The following is a 19,897-nucleotide window of genomic DNA, read 5'->3' as shown; positions in this document are numbered from 1 at the left end:
TGAGGGGGTAACACAACATCCCGTCACAGCCCTTTAACGTCAGCTCTTTTCTCGGAGATACCCATGGACACAGCCCTTGATCAGCATTCTGAGTTTTCCATGAAAAAAGTGGTCTACCATCAGTTTGGTGAACGTGATGTTCTGCAGGTTGTAAGTGCCGATGTGCCTTCGCCCCAAGCTGGACAGGTACTGATTCGTGTTCACGGCGCCGGCTTAATCCCATCGATTGGAAAACCCGCAAAGGTTTGGGGTTTGTAGCGAAGCAGATTGAGAATTCGCTACCTTGGACTCCAGCTACGATGTGGCCGGCGAAGTTGTGGCCATCGGGGATGGCGTAACCACGTTGGCACCCGGAGACCGGGTTATGGGGTTGGTTGGCTTTCCGCTGAATGGCGGGAGCTACTCTGAGTATGCTTTGGCAACGGCAGACGAATTGGCCGTGGTGCCGGAGGAGCTTGACCTGGTAACCGCGGGAGCTTTGCCATTAGCTGCTCTCACAGCTTGGCAGGCGCTGTTTGAAGTGGCTGAGCTTGAGCCTGGGCAGAAGATTCTTGTGCACGCTGGTGCTGGCGGAGTAGGGCACCTTGCCGTGCAGTTTGCACTGGCCCGGGGCGCCCATGTTATTGCGACGGCCTCCGCCGGCAACCGTGATTTTCTTGCGGAGCTTGGTGTGCACGAAGTTATTGATTATCACACCACAGATTTTGCCGATGAGTGCTTTGGGCTGGATGTTGTGCTGGATCTGGTTGGTGGCGATACGGGCAAGCGATCCCTGCGCACCTTGGGCGAGAATGGCATGCTGGTTACCATCCCTACAGTTTCAGCCGACGAGATTGTCAGTGCCGCCGAAGCTCAAGCTTAAAGGCCCATGGTATGACCGTACGCCTGATGTGTTCCATCTTGATGAAATTGCAGAGCTGATTGAAGACGGCGAAGTGAAGGTACACATCGAGAAAGCCTTTGGGCTAGATGATGTAGTGCAGGCCCACGAACTTCTCGAGGGTGGGCATGTGCGGGGCAAGCTGGTTCTGGACTGCAGCTAGCCGTTAATAGCCTTCGCTGTGCTTAGTTTCTTGGGGAAGAGCTTTCGGCTGAAGGCTCTTTACCTATGGCTGAGGGCTCTGCTCCCTCACCGTTACCTTCCTTATTTTTTCGTTCTTTACGGTTCTGGGGTGGCACCAGGCTGATCAGTATCCAGTCGTCATCCGGCTTTAGGTCGTCCATGCTTTGCACCGGATTGATGCGGCTTTTGCTGTCGAATACGAACAGAACCAGAGCCTGGCTTTGGTATTTCTCCAAGAAATCGTTGTACTCAAACTCTTCGCTAAGCTGAGTGGTTTTTATCGAGTAACCCTGGCTTACGAGGCTGGCAAGCTTGGCATAGCTCACGCCGTCGAACAGGCCGCGGGTCATCTGAATTTTTCCTGCCGTTTGGTGTCGTGCCTTTTGGTCCTCGTCGCCTTCTGAAAGGCTGAATACGCTGGTGTCACCGAACCAGTCCAGGAAGTGATAAGTCGCCAGTGAGTTCATGTGCTTGTAAGGCGAGATGACCAGCAGGTTGCCGATCCCTGTAAGGTCGAGGTGGGTTGAGGCATGCTCGGAAATCGGGTTGCCAAAGTACACCCGTAAATTGTCCATGCGTGCTTGGCGTACGTTTTCCCAGTTTGTGTCTGCCAGGGCTACAGGAACCTCATGCTTATTGAGGGCCTGCCCAATCATGCGCGCCACCGGGTTGGCACCTAGTATCAGAAAACCATACTCTGCCGGCTCTGTAACCTTCAGCAACTTGGCTATAGGTCTTGCGGTTAGGCTTTGCAGGGTGACAGTGGCAATGATCAGTACAAACACCATGGGCACAAGGGCAGCTGCACTTTCGTAACCCAGTTTCTGGAGCTGGAATGCGAACAGTGCAGAAACCGCCGCAGCTACAATACCCCTTGGGGCAATCCAGCTTAGAAACAGTTTTTCCCGCCACTTCAGGTCGGTGCCTATGGCTGACAAAAATACGCTGAGCGGCCGTGCGACCAGCATCAGCACGGCCAGAACCACGGCCAATCCCCAACCTAGATTCGCAATAGCAGCGAATTCCACTCGCGCAGCCAGGATGATAAACAGTGCTGAAATTAGCAGTACGCTTAGGGACTCCTTGAACTCAAGAATACTGTCTACAGAGACCTGCTTCATGTTGGCCATCCAGATGCCCATAACCGTTACCGTGAGCAGCCCGGATTCGTGGGCCATTTCATTGGAGAGAGCATAGACACCCAGCATGAACGTAAGTGTGGCGGCGTTGTGTAGGTACTGCGGCATAAGGTGTTTGCGTAGCACCAACCCGTTCAGATAGCCGGCCAGAGCCCCGGTGGCGAAACCAATCAGCAGTGTTTTGCCAAAAATATACAGAGAGTGGCCAAACACGTTGCCTTGGCCCCATGACACTATGCCCTCGAACACCAAAACCGCCAGCAAGGCGCCCACAGGGTCAATAATAATGCCTTCCCAGCGCAAAATATTGGCAAGCTTCGCGCTTGGCCGCACAGATCGCAGAAGGGGGGCGATGACTGTGGGGCCGGTGACAATGGAGATGGCGCCGAAAAGCAGGGCCACTGCCCATGAAATATCCAGCACCCAGCGTGCGGCCAGGGTTCCGATAATGCCGGTAACAATGGAGCCAATGGGTATAAGATTGCGAGCCATCTTGCTGTGCCCGCGAATTTCATCAAAGCGCAGGGTCAGGCTGCCTTCAAACAGGATGATGGCAACGGCCAGTGAAACCATCGGAAACAGCAGATCACCGAATACCTCATCCGGGTTGAGGAACCCTAGTACCGGGCCGACCAGAATCCCACCGGCAAGCAGGAATAGAATGGCGGGCACACGCATACGCCAGGCAAGCCACTGAAACGACAATGAAAGAATGCCAATGCTGGCAAGAATCAGGACTGTGCTGGCTGGCATAAAGGTCTGAGTTCCGTGTGGTTATTGATTGACGCGTCGTGCAATGCGATTTAACAGCCGAGAGGCTGCAAACAGACCAAAACTGGCCGTAACCGGGCAGGCAGCGCCAAAGCCAGATGCACAGTCTAGCCGTGAGGGGCCTGCAGTTGCAGGCTTTTGCAGGCAAACTTCACCATCATCAGCTGGGTACGTGAGTTGTTCGGTTGAGTATACGGCCTCAATGCCAAAGCGTCGCTTGGGATTGCGGGAGAAACCGTACTCCCTGCGCAAAAGATTGCGAACCTTGGCCAGTAACGGGTCCTGTGTGGTTTTGCTGAGATCGGCTACCAGGATTTTGGTGGGATCTGTCTGGCCACCCGCGCCCCCAGCGCAGATGATCGGAATTTTCCCGCGCTGACAGTGGGCAATCAGTGCCGCCTTCGGCTTTACGCTGTCGATGGCATCAACCACGCCCGTCATATCAGGCGTGATCAGCTCTGTAAGGTTTTTCAGAGTGAGGAAGCAAAGTGAATCCGGATGTTCGCATGAGGTTGATAGCTTTCAGTCGCTCGGCCATAGCATCGGTTTTAGTGCGTCCGTACTGGCCTTCCAAAGCGTGAAGCTGGCGGTTGGTATTGGACACACAAATATCATCCATGTCGATCAGGGTGATGGTGCCAATACCACTGCGCGCCAGTGCTTCGGCCGCCCACGAACCTACTCCACCCAGGCCGACAACGGCGATATGGGCATCGCGAAAGGCGTGCAGGGCACGGCGCCCGTACAGCCGTTCAATGCCGCCAAAGCGGAAAGCATAATCGTCGGCGTCCATGGGGTCTCCGTTTGTGTCCGGGCGCAAGCCGCAGAAAATCAAAGGGCGCGATTATACCCTAGTGCCGGAGCAGACATAAAATAGCTGTAAAAAAGCCATGCAGTGCCTGGCTTGGGCAAGAATCAACGAATAAAGGGATTCAGCAGTCTGGTGAAGGTTCCGGTCAGCTTGATTGGCGCGCTCAGAACAGAAAGCGTGATGCAGTCTTCACTCCCAACGGCAACCGGTTTGTGTTCATCCTGATCGGTGAGAACAACAAAATCCCACTGGTTGAACACGCCTTTTTGATCAGCAAACGCGCCCTGCAACACAATGGTCGTCTCACTGCCACGGTGGGTGTGGGCCGGGGCTTTACCTCCTGCAACCAGCTTTTGTAGAACGACCTGCTCTTGCTGGCCGGGAAACCTGTCTGTGATATCCATTACGCTGACATCACCCAACTGACGTTTCCAGGGGAGATGGTTAATATCCTCTCCTAGCAGCTTCTGAAGCACGTTGATTCTGGGTGCAGGTTTGGCCATGGGTTGGGGTGCCGGCGAGCTATCTATTCTTGCCAGAATACTGTCAAACATGGATTCGGAAACGCTGACCCTTGGCTGTTGCTCCATCACCACCGCGCCAAGCTGTCGAGTGTATCGGCCCGGCTGCGACAACTGAGGCACTTGTCCAGATGGAGCTTAATGCACAGAGCGTGCGGCTCGCTCAGGTTGCCTGCGCTGTATTCCATTAAGCTTAGGCTATCGGGATGGTGCCGTGTCATACGTTTTGGTCCTGCAAAATTACTCTTAACTTATTCAGCGCAAGACGTACCCGGCTTTTAACAGTGCCAAGGGGAATGTTCAGTTCGTTTGCTACCATCTGGTGGGACTTCTGCTCCATATAGACCTTGGCTATCACCGTAATCTGTTCTTCTGGCAGGTGCTTCAGCGACTCTCTTACGCGCCGCTCAGACATCAAACGATGCAACGAAGTGACTGGTTGGTTGTCATCTTCGCCCGGGATCTGCCATAGATCTTCGGTTTCCACCGGCATCTCTACACTGGTACGGCGCATCTTGCGTAGCATGTCGATGCGTTGATTTCGCGCGATCGTGAAAATCCAGGTTGAGGCAGCGGCCTTCTGCCAGTCGTAAAGGCAGGCTCGCCTCCAGATGGAAACAAAAACTTCCTGTACCAGCTCTTCCGCGTGGCTCGCCATGCCATTTGCCATGGCGTAGTACTTGAGCTGTGGGGCGAAATGCTCAAATAGCGCGTGATAGGCTTGGCGATCCTGGTTTTTCCCCACTTTCACCAACAGCTGACTCCAAGGATCCTTTCGGCCCTCGCCTCGCGCAGGTTTTTTATCCAGTGTGGTCACCGGACGCTCCTTGACAGTCGCATGATTTAAATTCGTTCTGCTGATCATTCTATGCACTCGCCCCGGCTTTGTCAGTGGTGATATTTACGGGCCAGTTTTCAGCGCGGATCAGCTCTTTGATAAAGTAATTGGGTAACCGCGTTTGCCTTGCTCCCAAATTACAAAAAAGCCCCTAGTCTTCGAGGTAGGTGTAGCCTTCAAGCCCGGCGGCCAGCTCTCCCAGTAATATAGTCTGGGTGTCCTCAGGCAGGCCGCTTACAGCCATCTTGCTGCGATACGCTACCAGTAAATTTTCAGGCTCGAAGTTCACATACCTGAGTACGTGGGCCACCGTGTCGCCGATAATGGGCGTACTGGTATCGTAGCCCCCGGTGTCGTTCAGGCGCACATCCACAGAATGCGTATCACCGAATAAATTGTGCATGTCCCCCAGAATTTCCTGATAGGCGCCGGTCATGAAGAAGCCCATTAGCAGGGCTTCGCCGGGCTTCTCTTCGGGCAGGGGCAGGGTGGTTTCTGTGCCTTGGCCATCCACATAGCGATCAATACGGCCGTCAGAATCGCAGGTAATATCCTGAATCACCGCCCGCCGGGTGAGCGGGCGATTCAGCCCGTTTACCGGCATAACCGGGAATATCTGGTCAATACCCCATACGTCAGGTAACGACTGGAACAGAGAGAAGTTAACAAACAGCTTTGCGGCTAGCTTTTCGTTCAGCTCGTCAATGATTTCACGGTGGGCCCGGCTGTTTTTGTCCAGCTGGCTTTGAAGCAACCGACAGCAGCGTATGTAGAGTATTTCTGAATCCGCGCGCTCCTGCAGAGAGAGTGTACCGTGGGCAAATTGGCCGTGAACGTCCGCCATGGCGTGTAGTACGTCGTGGTAAATTTCGGCCAGCGAACGCGGGGAATCCGGGTCTTCCAGGCTTTCCACATCGCGCCAGAGATCACGCAAGGGGGCCGGTGCATCCTGCTTGGGCTGTTTGGTCGGGCGCTCTTCCGGTTCCTCGTGGTCAATTACATTGGTAACCAGCACCGAATGGTGAGCGGTCAGCGCCCGGCCGGATTCACTGATCAGATCTGGGTGCGGAAGCCCGTGGCGGTCACATTCGGCTTGCAGCACATGCACCACGTTATAGGCGTATTCGTGCATGCTGTAATTCATCGAGCAGGCGCTGCGAGAGCGAGTGCCCTCATAGTCGACACCCAGGCCGCCTCCGATATCAACGGTGTTCACCGGAGCGCCCATGTGTCTCAGCTCGCTGTAAAAGCGTGCGCACTCCCGCAATCCAGTCTGAATGTCGCGAATATTGGCGATCTGGGAGCCGAGGTGAAAGTGCAGAAGCTGAAGTGTGTCCAAGGCGCCGGCCTGGCGCAGGGTATTCACCACATCCAGAACCTGGCTGGCGGACAAACCGAACTTGGATTTCTCACCGCCGGTATTCTGCCAGTTGCCCTTGCCGATTGTGGCCAGGCGTACGCGAACGCCAACAAGCGGAGAAACCTTCAGTTTTTTGGCTTCATCGAGAATAAGCGGCAGCTCCGACTGTTTTTCCACCACAATAAACACACGGTGGCCCAACTTCTGGCCGATCAGCGCCAGGCGGATGTACTCCCTGTCTTTGTAGCCGTTGCACACAATAACCGAGCCGGGTTGCTTGGCCAGTGCAAGTACTGCCATCAGTTCTGGCTTGCTGCCGGCCTCCAAACCGATTTGCCCATTGCTGGCGGCCGGTTCTGCGGCAATCAGCTCCTCCACCACTCGGCGTTGCTGGTTTACCTTGATAGGGTAGACCGCTGTGTATTGCCCTTGATAGCTATGTTCTGCGGCCACGCTGTTGAACGCGTTGCACAGTTTGTTCACCCGATCGTGAAGAATGTCTGTAAAGCGGATAAGCACGGGTAACCGGAGCCCGGAGTTCACCAGTGAGCGAGTGAGTTGCGGTAGATTGATTTCCGCCTCGCTTTTGCCACGATTTGGCCGGATAACTACCTCACCCTCCGGGTTAACGCCAATATAGCCATCGCTCCATTGGGCGATGTTATAAACTTTATGGGCCGGAGAGGTGCTGGTATTGCTCATGGGTGCCGTCCTTCTGGAAAACCGGGGCCGGGCAGGCCGGCTGAATGGCTGGTATTGTAGGGTTTAGCCAGTGCAGCTGAAAGTGTCTGTTGCTGTCGAGCATGCTGCAACAGTGCTAAACCGTAATAATCGCCAACAAACACTATGGCTGACCGACACGCGCCCCTACAATAAGCGTTTTGACCATTGCACCAGGGTTTTGCAGGAGAGCACCATGACGACGCTGAATAACGATTGGTTCACCGAAGTATTCCAGGATCAGGGAACCGCTTTCTCCCTTCAGGTGAAAAAGAAACTGCACGAAGAACAGACGCCGTTTCAGAAGCTGGAAATCTACGAAACCGAAACGTTTGGCAACCTGATGGTGCTGGATGGCTGCGTGATGCTGACCACCCGGGACAACTTTCTCTACCACGAGATGATGACCCACCCGGCGCTGTTCACCCATAAAAATCCGAAAAAAGTTGTGATCGTAGGTGGCGGCGATTGCGGCACACTGAAAGAAGTGCTGAAGCACCCCGACGTGGAAGAAGCCTGGCAGGTTGAAATCGACGAGCGTGTAACCCGCATGTCTGAAGAGTACTTCCCGGAGCTGTGCGAGTCCAACGGAGATCCACGAGCCAATTTCTTCTTTGGCGATGGCATTCGGTGGATGCGGGAAGTAGATCCCGGCAGCATCGACATCCTTATAATCGACAGCACCGACCCGGTCGGCCCCGCCGAAGGCCTGTTTGCCCTGGATTTCTACCGCGACGCCATGCTGGCACTGGGTGAGGGCGGTATTATTGTGCAGCAAAGCGAATCACCGTTGCTGCACACAGACACCATCATAAAAGACATTCACAACGACATGCGCAAAGCCGGCTTCGACCACGTGCAAACGCTGCCATTCCCCCAACCCGTCTATCCCACTGGCTGGTGGAGCTGTACCATGGCCAGCAAAGACAATCCGGTGAGATATTTCCGTGAGGACGACGCAAATAACCGACCCTTCGTAACCCGCTATTATAACAGCGGCATTCACCACGGCGCGCTGGCCATGCCCCAGTTCATGATTGACGCTCTGGAGGATGAAACGCGACCGGAGGAAGGCTAGATCAAGCGCCTAGTCCACCACCCAGATTCGCTCAAGTGTTAACTCATTCGGATCGAATTGGTACACACTGATGCCGCCGGTAGATTGATGCCCCATGGCCAGGATGCCCGCCTCGGGTGACGTGGCGATGGCGGTGTTCCGGTCGTAGTTGCTGCCATAGGTGACGAGCCTGGGGGATTCGCCCAGGTCAAAGTACTTCACGGGCCAGGGGCTACCGGTTTTGAATAGAGCGGCCATGTGACTGTTGTTGCCGAAGCGGAGGTAGTATTCGCTGTTGTGGATGAAGGCTAGGGCTATGGTGAAGGTATGGAGGCCTGCCGATGCTTCGATGAGGCCGCTATCGTCCCAATTTCGTAGGTCACCCGTTTCGTATGGTGAATCATCAAGGTAAACGCCGCTGTGGTATGACGATAATCGATGCTTCATATCCGGCTGATTAGTGTTCCAGAACAGCCCGATTCCAGCTTCGTCTGCACTAACAACCCATTGTCCATCGGGGCTGAGCGTCGCATGGGTTTTGGAGGAGTTGCCATCCAGTTTCGCAGTCGGTTTTCGGGCTTCGATGTTCCATAAAGCAACACTGTAAAGGTAACGGTATTCTGCACCCTGATCCAGAACATCTTGTAGTGATCGATAGTAAGGTGGTTCAAACCCTTTGGGCTCGCCACTCCCTGCAGAAACCATCAATTGCTCAGAATCGTCCATTGAGAGATTGAGAAGTTTGTGATATCCAAAAAAAGCTCTGCCATCGGTTGCCTTCAGTGTTTCTGTAGATCCATCTTCCGATCGTCGAAATATGCCCCAACCAATGTCAGAGTAGTAATAGGTGTTGAGGTCCTGGGTCATAAGGTGACCATAGGTGGGTTTGTCCAGCTCAAAAGCTTTTTGGACTTCGCCGTTTACCGATTGGGCGGTGACAACGTTATCGAGATCCTGCCAGAGAAAAGTGGGCTGCTGCTTGATGAAGTATGGGCTGTAGATGTTGGCGTTGCGGCTGATGATTTTACGGCGATGTTTTTTTAAATCCCATAGAATCAACTTCTGATCCTTGTGGGCGGTGATGGCAAATGCCCCGTTTGAGGAAACTGAGGCGCTCATGACCGGCCCGGAGGAGTTATAGCCGTGCCATAACCGTACCCAACAGCCAAGATCAGTCCCAGTAGCAAGAGCGCCCGTAAATTGAATTTACTCATTAGTAACGTCCAAACTTTGAATTTGCCAATAATCTGTTTTGCATGATTTCTCGTTGATAAATTTCTTCGAATAACTCGTGGGTTGGAATCTTCATGCCTGAGTGGCTGAAAAGCCATTTGGATTGATCAACGATCGACCAAGACTCGCTTCTTAAAGCTTTTGCGATGAACTCATCATGGGAAGCCCATGCACTCTCACCCGCCACCTCATCAAACCCCACATACCCCAGCGCCGGCCTCGGCGATTGCTCCGGAAACCAACCATTCACCGCAAGCTTCTTCAAACGAAAAACATAATCCTTGGCTATCTGCAGGCTTACGCTGGCTCGGTGGTTCAGGGGCGCCAGCAGGGTGTAATCCGGTGGCCGCTCGCCGTTACCCAAGCAATCTATGCAGGGCTGCCAGAGGGCATTTGCTTCGGCAAGAATGTCTTGCTCCAGTCTGTCCCAGTTTGCTTTGACGGTTCGCTTAAGCGATTCGGGCACATACGCAGACAGTTGAGGGTACGTTGTCATCCGTGCTTTGAATGTTAGCGGCAAGTAGTCTTTGTAAAGCTTTTCGATGGCTGGCCCGAAGCCGTTGTCGAGAAAGCTCGGGAAGGTCCACCACTTTTTATCATAGGCGCCCCGAAAGTAGCCGAGCACATCGTCCATGGCGTCTTCTGTGTTTGCGAGATTCCACGTGGTCGTTGCGATAAGAGTCGCCGGGGAAGAACGCAATCCGGGCACTCAGGGAATGGGAACTCAGCTTGTATGAAATTTGCGGCGTCACTATTCCACCACCCAAACCCGCTCCAGCGTCAGGTTTTCGGGGTCAAACTGATAGATGCTGATGCCACCGGACGACTGATGCCCCATTGCCAGAATGCCCGCCTCGGGTGAGGTGGCGATGGCGGTGTTTCGGGCGTAGTTGCTGCCGTAGGTGACCAGTTTGGGCGATTCGCCCAGGTCAAAGTATTTCACGGGCCAAGGGGTGCCGGTTTTGAACAGGGCTGCAAAGTGGCTGTTGTTGCCGAAGCGGAGGTAGTATTCGCTGTTGTGGATGAAGGCGACGGCAATGGTGAAAGTGTTGAGGCCAGTTGGAGCTTTGATGAGTTCACTTTCGTCCCAATTTCGTGAGTCACCCGTTGGAAAAGGCGCATCATCAATAAAAACCCCGCTGTAATATCCTGCTAACCGATGCCGGGTTTCCGGTTGATCCGTGTTCCAGAATGATCCGATTCCATTCTCATCTGCACTGACTACCCATTGTCCATCAGGACTTATGGTAGCGTGAGTTTTCGCGGAGTTGCCCCGAAGTTTGGCGATAGGCTTTTCTGTAGCTGCGTCCCATAGCGTGACACCTCCGTAGTTTGAAAAGCGTTGGCTGCTATCTAGTGGTGAGTAGTCGGCGATTGCAGAGGGGTCGTTTCCAAACCCGGCTGTTACGAAAAAGGTGTTGTTTCGATCCACGGAAAGATTGAGTAGCTTTCCGGATCCGATGAAGCTTGGGCTGATACCATCGTTGAGGATTGGATGCTGTGTGTCGCCATAGCCAGAGAATACATTCCAGTGTTTATCAACAGACAGGTAAGTCTCAAGATCGCTACTGATAACGTGGCCATAGGTCGGGAAGTGTTGGAATTGTTGAAGGACTTCATCGTCAGCAGTTTGCACGGTAACGATGTTGTCTGTGTCCTGCCACAAAAAAGCGTTTTGACTAGGCACGAACTTTGCGCTGTAAAGGTTTGCGTGTTTGGAAAGTGTTTTCCAGTGCCTCTTGTTTAAATCCCAGAGAATAAGCTTGTTGTCTCTGTGCGCACTGACAATGTAGCGACCGGACTCTGACACGCTTACTGACATAGCTGGCCCTGCCCATACACCAAGGAGGTTGAAGCCTAATGAAATCCAAATAAGAAAAATGACTCCGAGCAGAATACCCGCCCAGCGATATTTTTGAACGTTAGTAACCGCCAAAGCCGGCTCCTTTTTTCAAGACAGAATCTAAAATTACGTCGACATATGATCTTTCAAAGATCTCGTCATTGGGTATCCGCATCCCTGAGTGGCTAAAGAGCCATGTACTTTGATCTGTGGCGAACCAAGACTCGTCGAGCAAATTGTTCTCTACAAAACGATCTCGAAACGATCCGGCCCTTTCACCAGCCACCTCATCAAAGCCTACATGCCCCAGCGCAGGCCGCGGCGGCTGCTCCGGAACCCACTTGTTGACTGCAAGTTTTTTCATACGCGAAACATAATCCTTTGCCACCTTCAGGCTTACGCTCGCCCGGTGGTTCAGCGGTGCCAGCAAAGTATACTCAGGCGGTCGCTCACCATTGCGCAGGCAGTCTACACAGGGCTGCCACAAGGCCTTTGCTTCGGCGAGGATGTCCTGTTCCAGTCGGGCCCAGTTTTCCAGAATGGTTCGCTTTAATGCCTCGGGCGTAGTTAAAGAGCGCTGAGGGTGGGCGGTCATTCGCGCATCGTAAGTCAGCGGTAAGTAGTCTTTGTAAAGCTTTTCGATGGCCGGCCCGAAGCCGTTGTCGAGAAAGCTCGGGAAGGTCCACCACTTTTTATCATAGGCGCCCCGAAAGTAGCCGAGCACATCGTCCATGGCGTCGTCGGCGGTTGCGAGATGCCATGCTGCCGCACCAACAATAGCTCCGGGAGACGAGCGAAACAGAGCTTTCTGCCACCAGGTGCTATCTTCATCGTCACCCGGGCCAAGAATGCCGTCGCCACGGGAATGCAGCACCACAATTTTGCGGGCTGCGCTATGGGCGGAAGGAAACACCCCTAGCCCCAGAGGGTGTACATCGCGGCTGCTGTCGTTGGTAAGTGCGTTGTCGGCAACGGCGGGTTGCCAGAGAAAGAGGTGGTCGACCAGGTTGCTTCTCCCTATCGTGCCCACAATGTTCAAGGCAGTGAGCGCAACCCGGGCGCCCAAGGAGTGGGAGATCAGGTTGATGGCAATGTCTGCATCCGCCAATTGCAGCAGTAGCGGGGCCAAACGTCGCCCGCTTGTCATAGCATTCAGCTCAGCTTGCATGAAGTCGGTGGAACCCGTATCGCCGGGCCAGGAAATGTTGATGATTCGGCTGTAAGGCATCCAGTCCTTGCCGTCAAAACCCGCTGCGCGATTCAACTGGTACTCCATGTGAATGGCCCAGCTGTGAGCGCCCGTGCCGTTCACTTCGTCATCTTTCAGTGGACTGGCGGTATACTCTGATAGTGCCTCCGTATCCTGCCAAACTGTAGCCGCATTGGGGTGCCAGGCGGTTCTGGGCCCTGGCCCGTGGCCACCATATCGTTTTTGCCTATCTTTGCGGTTCAGGAATCGCCCCCGTTCTCCATGGGGCACGTTGTAGCCGTGTATATAGATGAGCGCGTTGTTGCCGTTTTCCCGGAAGTAATTCAGTTGTTCGTCTGTTAGTAAATCACCCGATGCCGGCGCCGGCTCCCGTAGGCTGATGATCACCGGCGGCGGCAGGTGTAGGACCCTGGCTTTGCGTTCGCCCTGGATAACAGTGAGGTCTACGCCCTCGTCGAGGTAATGGCCGGGGGCGAAGCGGCGTTGTTCGCTTACGGTATCGAAGCCTATCAGGTGTTCTCCCTCCGGCTCATCAGGCCAGTGCCATCTGGCGTTGCCTGTGACGAGTTGAGTAAAGATGGCCACGGCATTATCTGGCGTATGCTCTGTGCCATCCTGCAGTTCGGCCGTTACAACCTTGCCACTCTCATCTGTAATTGTGCCGGCGTTGATAAAAGCCTTGGGGCGCCTGAGGTTATCCGAGCGTTGTAATCGCACGTTTGCCGTTTCGTGTGCGCAAATGGGCGCACCGTGGGACCCGAAAGGGGCTGAGCTGGGTGAAAATGGCAGGTTGTTCACGAATGTCATTCAGGTTCCCTCCTGTGAATGCGCTAATGTTGCAAGTGCTTCCAGTGTGTCTGACCAATTGGCTTCTTGCCTTATCTTGCGTACGGCTGCGAGCTCACCTTCGCTCAGGGCTCTGGTAAAACCTTGTCTTGTCAAAAGCCCGGCGCCTTCTGCCAAGGCCTGCTCATTCAAAGCTCCCAGGGTAATCAGCTGCTGGAACCACGACGAAACGACACCACCGTCCAGCCCATTGCTCTTTGCAACGGACTTTGCCAGCAAGCTCTGGCGATAGCGCTCCACTGCCGCAAGGTTCTCTTTGGTCAGCACAAGGGGTTGTGAACACAGTTCCACCAACCCATCAGAAATTGGCTCGGCTTCATTCTTGACAAGTGACCAGTTGGCGCCGCCATAGTGCCCATGGATGGCAGTTAGTGGGCCAAGTACGCGCAGGCACTGGTGGGGTGAAAGCGATGCCCCAAGGCTACCGAATGTTGCCGGGTCTGCGTAGCGAAAGAGGCTGTCTCCGTGAGGCGCGCTAACTGTGTTCAGGCTGACAAGGTGATTGCGGATATCTTCGAGCGTCAATCGCGGGCCGTGCATTGCCAGGCTTTGCCTTCTGTTAGCCAGCTGTGCAGCCATTCTTCGCTCTGATGTGTGCTGGGCTGAATAATCAAAGGGCCATCGTAGGCTTGTTCACGGTATTGCGAATGGATATACGGCAAGTCGTAAACAGGTACGGGGTCGTGCTCAAACAGCAAACGCAACACTTCCGGATGCTTTGCCTGATCAACCAGATACCAGCTGGCACCGACTTCTAAAGGGTCTGAGTGATAATAAAACGACGTGGTTGTGTGAGCCTTCTGGCTCTGGGCTGTGGAGTCCTTCATGGCTGCCTTCATCTATCCTTAGATGACCAAAAATGCAGAGTGATAGTAGCTGAATGCGGAAACACTGTCATCTGCCTGGCTTCTCAGAATCAACGGTCAGAAACAGCGTACCGAAAAAAATAAGGGGTGCTCATGCAGCCACCCCTTAACTGTTCCTTTCAGTGTTTACTACTTGCCAGTGACAAACTCCGGGTAGGCCTCCATACCGCATTCGGATAAATCGACGCCGTCGTATTCATCTTCTTGACTAACCCGCAAACCCATCACCGCTTTGATAATGCCCCAGACCAGCAGGCTGGCAAGGAACACCCAACCGAAAATGGTTGCCGCGCCAATCAACTGCCCACTGAAAGTGGCGCTGCCGTTGGTGATAGGTACCAGCATCAACCCGAGGAAACCGCACACACCGTGGGCAGAAATAGCGCCTACCGGGTCGTCAATGCGCAGTTTGTCCAGAAAGATGACGCTGAAGACAACGGCTACACCGCCCAAACCACCCCACAGGGTTGAGACCAGCGCGCTGGGCGTCGAGGGTTCGGCGGTGATCACCACCAGGCCCGCAATGGCGCCGTTAAGGAGCATGGTCAGATCCGCTTTGCCGAACAGGAAGCGGCCGGTTATTAGCGCGGCTATCGCGCCCCCGGCAGCGGCTGCGTTGGTATTGAGAAATACCATGGCAACCGAGTTGGCGCTGGCGATGTCCCCAAGCTTCAGAACAGAGCCACCGTTGAAACCGAACCAGCCCATCCAGAGAATAAGCGTCCCCAAGGCAGCCAGCGGCAGGTTGGCGCCTGGAATCGCGCGAATTTCACCGTTAGGGCCGTACTTGCCTTTTCGAGCACCAAGCAACAGCACGCCCGCAAGCGCGGCAGCCGCACCGGCCAGATGAACAATGCCGGAGCCGGCAAAGTCGCTGAACCCAAGGTCGCCCAGGTTATACAGCCCGAAAACATCCTTGCCTCCCCAGGTCCAGGAGCCTTCCATTGGGTAGATAACACCGGTCATCACAGCCGCAAAGGCAAGGAATGCCCACAGCTTCATGCGCTCAGCCACGGCGCCGGATACGATGGACATAGCGGTGGCTACAAACACCACCTGGAAAAAGAAATCAGCCGCGCTGGCGTAGATCGCACCGCCTTCGAAGCCATTCTCCCGGGTAGCAAAATCCCCTAATACTGTTGCAGCATCTGTTTGCTCAATGCCACTCAGGAATAGAGAGCCGTCGTACATGATGGCGTAGCCACACACCATGTACATGGTGCAGGCGATGGCATAAAGCGCGACGTTTTTGGTGAGGATTTCAGTTGTATTTTTGGCTCTTACCAGCCGGATTCGAGCATGGCAAAACCCGCGGCCATCCACATAACTAATGCGCCGCATACCAGAAAATAAAAGGTGTCTATTGCATATTGCAGGTGAAAAATATTGCTTTCCATAGGAAGCCCTCCGCACAAGGCACTTCAGAGTGATTTTTTTGCGTTGGTTGTTAAGTGATCAGAGCTGGGTCAGACCGCTTCTTCGCCGGTCTCGCCTGTCCGGATCCGGATGGCTTGTTGCAGTTCGGTCACGAAAATCTTGCCATCACCAATCTTGCCGGTATTGGCAGCCTTGGTGATGGATTCGATAACCTGGTCCAGCAGGTTGTCGCCAATGGCAACTTCCACTTTTACTTTGGGCAGAAAATCCACCACATATTCCGCGCCACGATAAAGTTCTGTGTGGCCTTTCTGCCGACCGAAGCCTTTAACCTCAGTGACGGTTACGCCTTGAACGCCAATCTCGGATAGTGCCTCACGGACATCATCCAGCTTGAAAGGCTTAATGATCGCTGTCACAAGTTTCATTGCTTTCTCCTTGGTAAAACCGTCCCAACACAGAGCGCATCGGCCAGTTGTTGAGCTGGGGTGCTGCCGCTTCGCACGTCAATTGTGCGGATTGCGTACAAGAGCTTTAGCACCGGGTATGCCAACGCAAAAAAATCTATTTAAATCATATGGTTGAGATTTTTCTATAGGGTCAGGCACAGATTTTCGCGCCAATTCATGCACCGCAGTGGTGCGCTCTGCCACCCCTTGAGCCAGATCGGAGCATGCTTGAGGGTGGGCAAGGCTATTATAGTGCTTACCACGCACAGTATGGCAGGGCTGGCGGTGTGATACACTCCTGCAAACTAGCTACGACACGACTCTTTTGGTCGAAACCAGACATTATTTTAATCAGTGAGGTGATGAGTGAAAGGCCCACAGGATATTTTCGCACAGCTACAAGGGCAGTTTGGACAATTTGTTCCGGATATGGCGCGCGCTGCGCGTGAAGATTTTGAAACCCAGGCTCGGGCTACGGTTATGTCGGTTTTGTCACGCCTCGAATTGGTGACCCGTGAGGAGTTTGATGCCCAGCAAGCGGTGCTGATGAAAACCCGCGAAAAGGTAGAGGCTCTGGAAAAGAAAGTCGCTGAACTGGAGAATCCCCCAAAGGCGCAGTAAACCTGAACGAAATTCGGCAGGAAGCCGGGTTTCGGTGGGCTTGTATATTGGCCCCACACTGATATTCAGAAACCATGGAGGGTTGTTATGCTTGCCGTTGTCCATTCCCGCGCCAGTATCGGCGTGTCTGCACCTGAGGTCACTGTTGAGGTGCACCTTTCCGGTGGTCTTCCCGCGTTATCCATTGTTGGCCTGCCAGAAACCGGTGTGCGTGAAAGCCGGGAGCGTGTAAGAAGTGCCCTTCTGAATGCGGGCTTTGAATTTCCCGCCCGTCGAATAACGATCAATCTTGCCCCTGCAGATTTGCCCAAAGAAGGTGGCCGTTTTGATTTGCCGATTGCCCTGGGCATTCTTGCCGCTTCTGGGCAGATTCCCAGGGAAAGTCTGTCGTCTTGTGAGTTCCTGGGAGAGCTCTCCCTTGATGGCGCGCTCCGCCCCCTGAAAGGCGTATTGCCCGCTGTGCTGGCTGCACGTAAAGAAGGTCGGAGCCTGCTAGTACCCAATGGCAACGCCGAAGAAGCCGCCCTTGCAAGCCAGGGCGATGTCCTTGCAGCGGGCCACATACTCGCCGTTTGTGAACATCTCTGTGGTCGGGCCCGATTGGTTCCAGTCGTCCGTACTATGCCTGAATCCGCGGCGATTGATGGCATGCCGGATTTAGCTGATGTGCGTGGTCAGAGCGTCCCGCGGCGGGCGCTGGAAGTGGCTGCTGCGGGCGCCCACAACCTGCTGTTTTTTGGGCCGCCGGGCACAGGTAAAAGTATGCTGGCCAGCCGATTACCTGGAATTTTACCGGACCTGAACGATGAACACGCCATGGAAGTTGCCAGCGTGCATTCTGTTGCAGGATTATCAGTAAGGGAGGGCGGTTGGCGCCAACCTCCGTTCAGATCCCCGCATCACACCGCTTCGGCCGTAGCCTTGGTCGGCGGTGGTAGTAGCCCCAGACCAGGGGAGATCTCTCTGGCGCATCGCGGCGTACTGTTTCTCGACGAGCTACCAGAGTTTGAACGCCGGGTTTTGGAAGTGCTGCGAGAACCCATGGAAACGGGTGAGATTTCCATCAGCCGCGCCGCGCGGCAGGTCAACTTCCCAGCTCGGTTCCAAGTTGTTGGCGCGATGAACCCTTGCCCTTGTGGCTACGGCGGGCACCCAACCATTGAGTGCCAGTGCACGCCCCAGCAGGTGATGCGCTATCGGTCGAAGATTTCCGGCCCGCTTTTGGATAGGTTCGATTTGCACGTGGAAGTGCCCGTGCAAAGTGGCGATGTATTGATGCAGTCTGGCGGCGACGGCGAACCCAGTGCAGTGGTGCGCAAGCGAGTGGCCCTCGCCAGAGAGCGTCAGACCCAGCGTGGGTGTGTGAATGCCACCTTGTCGGGGCGCGAGTTGCAGGAGGCCTGTTGTCTTGAACGCTCCAGTGAAAAGTTACTTTCCGGCGCGATGGAAAAGCTTGGGCTTTCGGCTCGGGCACTGCACCGGATACTGCGTGTTGCACGCACGCTGGCGGATCTTGATGGGAGTGATACCGTTGCACAGCCACACCTGGTTGAGGCGCTGGGTTACCGCCAGTTTGATCGGCAGACAGGTAAGGCTCTGTGGTATCCGCCTGATTCTTCCTACTCTGGTAAACTGTGTGCAAACTCCGTTAATCAAACCCGCAGCCAGCGGTTAAGGATTGCAGATGACTGACCAGAAAGAACCGCACGACCTTGGCGGCGAAAACGCACCGAAACACACGGCCAGCGACTCGCCTATCACCACTCGCCGTGGCGTTCGTAGCTTTGTGTTGCGCCAGGGACGGATGACAGAAGGCCAGAAAAAAGCCATGGAGCGCAGCTGGCCAAAATTTGGTCTTAGCCGTGAAGACGGCATGATTGATCCGCGCCAGGTCTTCGGCCGTGACGCCATGCTTAATCTTGAAATAGGTTTCGGGATGGGCCGCTCGCTGGCGGAAATGGCTGAAGCCGCGCCAGAGCAGGATTTTGTTGGCGTAGAAGTTCATTTACCTGGCGTAGGTGCTTTGCTCAAGGACATCGAAGATCGCGGGTTAGAAAATGTTCGCGTTTACAACATAGATGCCAATGATGTGATCGACCTGTGCTTGCCGGACGCCTGCCTGGATCAGGTTATGGTGTTCTTCCCGGATCCGTGGCACAAAAAGAAGCACCACAAGCGTCGGTTGGTGCAACCTGAGTTCGTTCAGCGCATTCGCCATAAGTTGCGAGTGGGCGGCATTTTGCACTTGGCCACAGACTGGGAAAACTACGCAGAACACATGATGGAAGTCATGGGTGAGTCGGAAGGATTTGCCAATACTCAAGAGCAGGGCGAATACTCACCACGCCCGGACTATCGCCCAGTTACCAAGTTTGAAAAGCGGGGAGAAAACCTGGGTCATGGCGTGTGGGATCTGTTGTTCCACCGCACCAACTAAGTTTTATGCCGGTGCGATCACCCCGGTACCAGTGGATGGCGCCGGGCTGCTCTTATAATGACCAGGCCGGCGATGCCAACGGTTAAGGCTGTAAACTTGACCAGCGCACTGATGGCGGCGGCAAGGCTGAAGGCATCGGTGGGTGCCTCCAGATTATTCAGCAGTAATACGTTCTCGGTTACATCAGCCAGGCCGGCGACTAAAAACAATGCTCGAATCCAGCGCGCAGTGGTGCGCTCGCGAACCCCAGGCCTGTCGAGAGTGCAGTGCCGGGTAAGCCGTACCAGGGCCAGGCAGTAAATCGGGATGAATAAGAAATCCACCCATAGGGAGAGCCTTGCCCACTGCAGGCCTTCGCTGCCCCAACTTTGTAAGATAGCCAGCGCTTGCTCGGCGCTCCCTGCCAATTGAAAGCTTACAATCCCCTGATGTGCAGAACCCGTTTTTAGGGGCTGGTTAATTAACACTAAAGCTACCAGCAAAATCCCCGTTGCTATCAGGAAGGCTTTCAGGCTTTTGGGTAAAGCCGGTAATCCTTTTTCTGTGTCCATTACAGAAAACGCTCCAGCAGAGTGTTCAGATACCTTTGCCCCAGGCCGGTGGCCTGAAGCCGATCCTTAACCAGTAATTTATCTTCACGAAGCTTCTGAAGTTGTACCGCAACATCTGTGAGGGGTAAACCCGTACGTTCGTAAAAAAGGCTTTCATTCACCCCTTCACGTAGGCGCAGGGCGT

The 19,897-nt window shown here is 54.4% G+C and carries 15 protein-coding genes and 5 pseudogenes; 5 read left to right on the top strand and 15 right to left on the bottom strand.

Annotated elements, in window-relative coordinates:
• Positions 1-63 precede the first annotated feature (63 nt).
• Positions 64-1,043, top strand: a pseudogene (locus tag BCA33_RS07385) (NADP-dependent oxidoreductase).
• A gap of 22 nt (positions 1,044-1,065) precedes the next feature.
• Here the strand turns inward: BCA33_RS07385 and BCA33_RS07380 are convergent.
• The 5 genes and pseudogenes from BCA33_RS07380 to speA all read right to left on the bottom strand — a co-directional run bounded on the left by BCA33_RS07380 (position 1,066) and on the right by speA (position 7,205).
• Entirely contained in the window at positions 1,066-2,955 is a 1,890-nt protein-coding gene (locus BCA33_RS07380) for a sodium:proton antiporter (RefSeq protein ID WP_071264643.1), read from the bottom strand.
• Positions 2,956-2,976: 21 nt separating this feature from the next.
• Positions 2,977-3,766, bottom strand: a pseudogene (tcdA, locus tag BCA33_RS07375) (tRNA cyclic N6-threonylcarbamoyladenosine(37) synthase TcdA).
• Between the two features lie 122 nt (positions 3,767-3,888).
• A pseudogene (locus tag BCA33_RS07370) lies at positions 3,889-4,526 on the bottom strand (ChrR family anti-sigma-E factor).
• Positions 4,523-5,122: a sigma-70 family RNA polymerase sigma factor gene (locus BCA33_RS07365; RefSeq protein WP_071264641.1), complete on the bottom strand. Its 600-nt coding sequence runs from the start codon at positions 5,120-5,122 to the stop codon at positions 4,523-4,525. The pseudogene BCA33_RS07370 and the gene BCA33_RS07365 overlap by 4 nt, the downstream one beginning before the upstream one ends.
• A 172-nt stretch (positions 5,123-5,294) precedes the next feature.
• On the bottom strand, positions 5,295-7,205 hold the full coding sequence (gene speA, locus BCA33_RS07360; protein WP_071264639.1) for a biosynthetic arginine decarboxylase: 1,911 nt from the start codon (positions 7,203-7,205) through the stop codon (positions 5,295-5,297).
• Positions 7,206-7,419: 214 nt separating this feature from the next.
• Here speA and speE point away from each other — a divergent pair, with 214 nt between their 5' ends.
• On the top strand, positions 7,420-8,301 hold the full coding sequence (gene speE, locus BCA33_RS07355) for a polyamine aminopropyltransferase (protein WP_071264637.1): 882 nt from the start codon (positions 7,420-7,422) through the stop codon (positions 8,299-8,301).
• A gap of 9 nt (positions 8,302-8,310) precedes the next feature.
• Here the strand turns inward: speE and BCA33_RS07350 are convergent, their stop codons facing one another.
• The 8 genes and pseudogenes from BCA33_RS07350 to glnK form a co-directional block, all read right to left on the bottom strand.
• The gene (locus BCA33_RS07350; protein WP_071264635.1) at positions 8,311-9,399 is read right to left on the bottom strand and encodes a hypothetical protein; all 1,089 of its coding nucleotides are present in this window, start codon (positions 9,397-9,399) and stop codon (positions 8,311-8,313) included.
• 94 nt (positions 9,400-9,493) lie between these two features.
• Positions 9,494-10,213 (bottom strand): hypothetical protein, encoded by a 720-nt coding sequence (locus tag BCA33_RS07345; protein WP_139172936.1) that lies wholly within the window; start codon positions 10,211-10,213, stop codon positions 9,494-9,496.
• Between the two features lie 51 nt (positions 10,214-10,264).
• A complete protein-coding gene (locus BCA33_RS07340) occupies positions 10,265-11,449 on the bottom strand; it encodes a WD40 repeat domain-containing protein (protein ID WP_071264631.1) in 1,185 nt (394 codons plus the stop codon).
• Complete coding sequence (locus BCA33_RS07335) at positions 11,436-13,373, bottom strand: alpha/beta hydrolase (RefSeq protein WP_071264629.1); 1,938 nt, start codon at positions 13,371-13,373, stop codon at positions 11,436-11,438. The genes BCA33_RS07340 and BCA33_RS07335 overlap by 14 nt, the downstream gene beginning before the upstream one ends.
• Positions 13,374-13,991: a hypothetical protein gene (locus BCA33_RS07330; protein ID WP_139172934.1), complete on the bottom strand. Its 618-nt coding sequence runs from the start codon at positions 13,989-13,991 to the stop codon at positions 13,374-13,376.
• On the bottom strand, positions 13,934-14,239 hold the full coding sequence (locus BCA33_RS07325; protein ID WP_139172932.1) for a DUF4123 domain-containing protein: 306 nt from the start codon (positions 14,237-14,239) through the stop codon (positions 13,934-13,936). Before BCA33_RS07325 ends, BCA33_RS07330 begins: the two co-directional genes overlap by 58 nt.
• Before the next feature lie 168 nt (positions 14,240-14,407).
• Positions 14,408-15,675, bottom strand: a pseudogene (locus BCA33_RS07320) (ammonium transporter).
• Positions 15,676-15,744: 69 nt separating this feature from the next.
• Entirely contained in the window at positions 15,745-16,083 is a 339-nt protein-coding gene (gene glnK / locus BCA33_RS07315; protein WP_071264623.1) for a P-II family nitrogen regulator, read from the bottom strand.
• A 387-nt stretch (positions 16,084-16,470) separates the two neighbouring features.
• Here glnK and BCA33_RS07310 point away from each other — a divergent pair, with 387 nt between their 5' ends.
• The 3 genes from BCA33_RS07310 (at position 16,471) to trmB (ending at position 19,162) form a co-directional block, all read left to right on the top strand.
• Positions 16,471-16,725: an accessory factor UbiK family protein gene (locus BCA33_RS07310; protein ID WP_071264621.1), complete on the top strand. Its 255-nt coding sequence runs from the start codon at positions 16,471-16,473 to the stop codon at positions 16,723-16,725.
• A gap of 87 nt (positions 16,726-16,812) precedes the next feature.
• On the top strand, positions 16,813-18,417 hold the full coding sequence (locus BCA33_RS07305; protein WP_083394668.1) for a YifB family Mg chelatase-like AAA ATPase: 1,605 nt from the start codon (positions 16,813-16,815) through the stop codon (positions 18,415-18,417).
• Positions 18,410-19,162, top strand: a complete 753-nt coding sequence (gene trmB / locus BCA33_RS07300) for a tRNA (guanosine(46)-N7)-methyltransferase TrmB (RefSeq protein WP_071264619.1) — start codon at positions 18,410-18,412, stop codon at positions 19,160-19,162. The genes BCA33_RS07305 and trmB overlap by 8 nt, the downstream gene beginning before the upstream one ends.
• Positions 19,163-19,179: 17 nt before the next feature.
• Here trmB and BCA33_RS07295 read toward each other — a convergent pair whose 3' ends face one another.
• Positions 19,180-19,713 (bottom strand): hypothetical protein, encoded by a 534-nt coding sequence (locus BCA33_RS07295; RefSeq protein ID WP_071264617.1) that lies wholly within the window; start codon positions 19,711-19,713, stop codon positions 19,180-19,182.
• A pseudogene (locus tag BCA33_RS07290) lies at positions 19,713-19,897 on the bottom strand (YggW family oxidoreductase); the annotation flags it as partial. The gene BCA33_RS07295 and the pseudogene BCA33_RS07290, both read right to left, overlap by 1 nt.

Origin of the sequence: Marinobacter sp. AC-23 (genome assembly GCF_001858325.1) — a bacterium.
Lineage (GTDB): Bacteria > Pseudomonadota > Gammaproteobacteria > Pseudomonadales > Oleiphilaceae > Marinobacter.
Note: the sequence above shows the minus strand (reverse complement) of the source record. Positions and strands in the feature narration are given on the sequence as shown.

What these genes read in the sequence shown, in the direction of transcription:
- BCA33_RS07350 (WP_071264635.1), bottom strand. Translation starts at nt 9,399, where the DNA reads ATGAGCGCCTCAGTTTCCTCAAACGGGGCATTTGCCATCACCGCCCAC.
- BCA33_RS07295 (WP_071264617.1), bottom strand. Translation starts at nt 19,713, where the DNA reads ATGGACACAGAAAAAGGATTACCGGCTTTACCCAAAAGCCTGAAAGCC.
- BCA33_RS07305 (WP_083394668.1), top strand. Translation starts at nt 16,813, where the DNA reads ATGCTTGCCGTTGTCCATTCCCGCGCCAGTATCGGCGTGTCTGCACCT.
- glnK (WP_071264623.1), bottom strand. Translation starts at nt 16,083, where the DNA reads ATGAAACTTGTGACAGCGATCATTAAGCCTTTCAAGCTGGATGATGTC.
- speE (WP_071264637.1), top strand. Translation starts at nt 7,420, where the DNA reads ATGACGACGCTGAATAACGATTGGTTCACCGAAGTATTCCAGGATCAG.
- BCA33_RS07335 (WP_071264629.1), bottom strand. Translation starts at nt 13,373, where the DNA reads ATGACATTCGTGAACAACCTGCCATTTTCACCCAGCTCAGCCCCTTTC.
- BCA33_RS07325 (WP_139172932.1), bottom strand. Translation starts at nt 14,239, where the DNA reads ATGAAGGACTCCACAGCCCAGAGCCAGAAGGCTCACACAACCACGTCG.
- BCA33_RS07380 (WP_071264643.1), bottom strand. Translation starts at nt 2,955, where the DNA reads ATGCCAGCCAGCACAGTCCTGATTCTTGCCAGCATTGGCATTCTTTCA.
- BCA33_RS07330 (WP_139172934.1), bottom strand. Translation starts at nt 13,991, where the DNA reads ATGGCTGCACAGCTGGCTAACAGAAGGCAAAGCCTGGCAATGCACGGC.
- speA (WP_071264639.1), bottom strand. Translation starts at nt 7,205, where the DNA reads ATGAGCAATACCAGCACCTCTCCGGCCCATAAAGTTTATAACATCGCC.
- trmB (WP_071264619.1), top strand. Translation starts at nt 18,410, where the DNA reads ATGACTGACCAGAAAGAACCGCACGACCTTGGCGGCGAAAACGCACCG.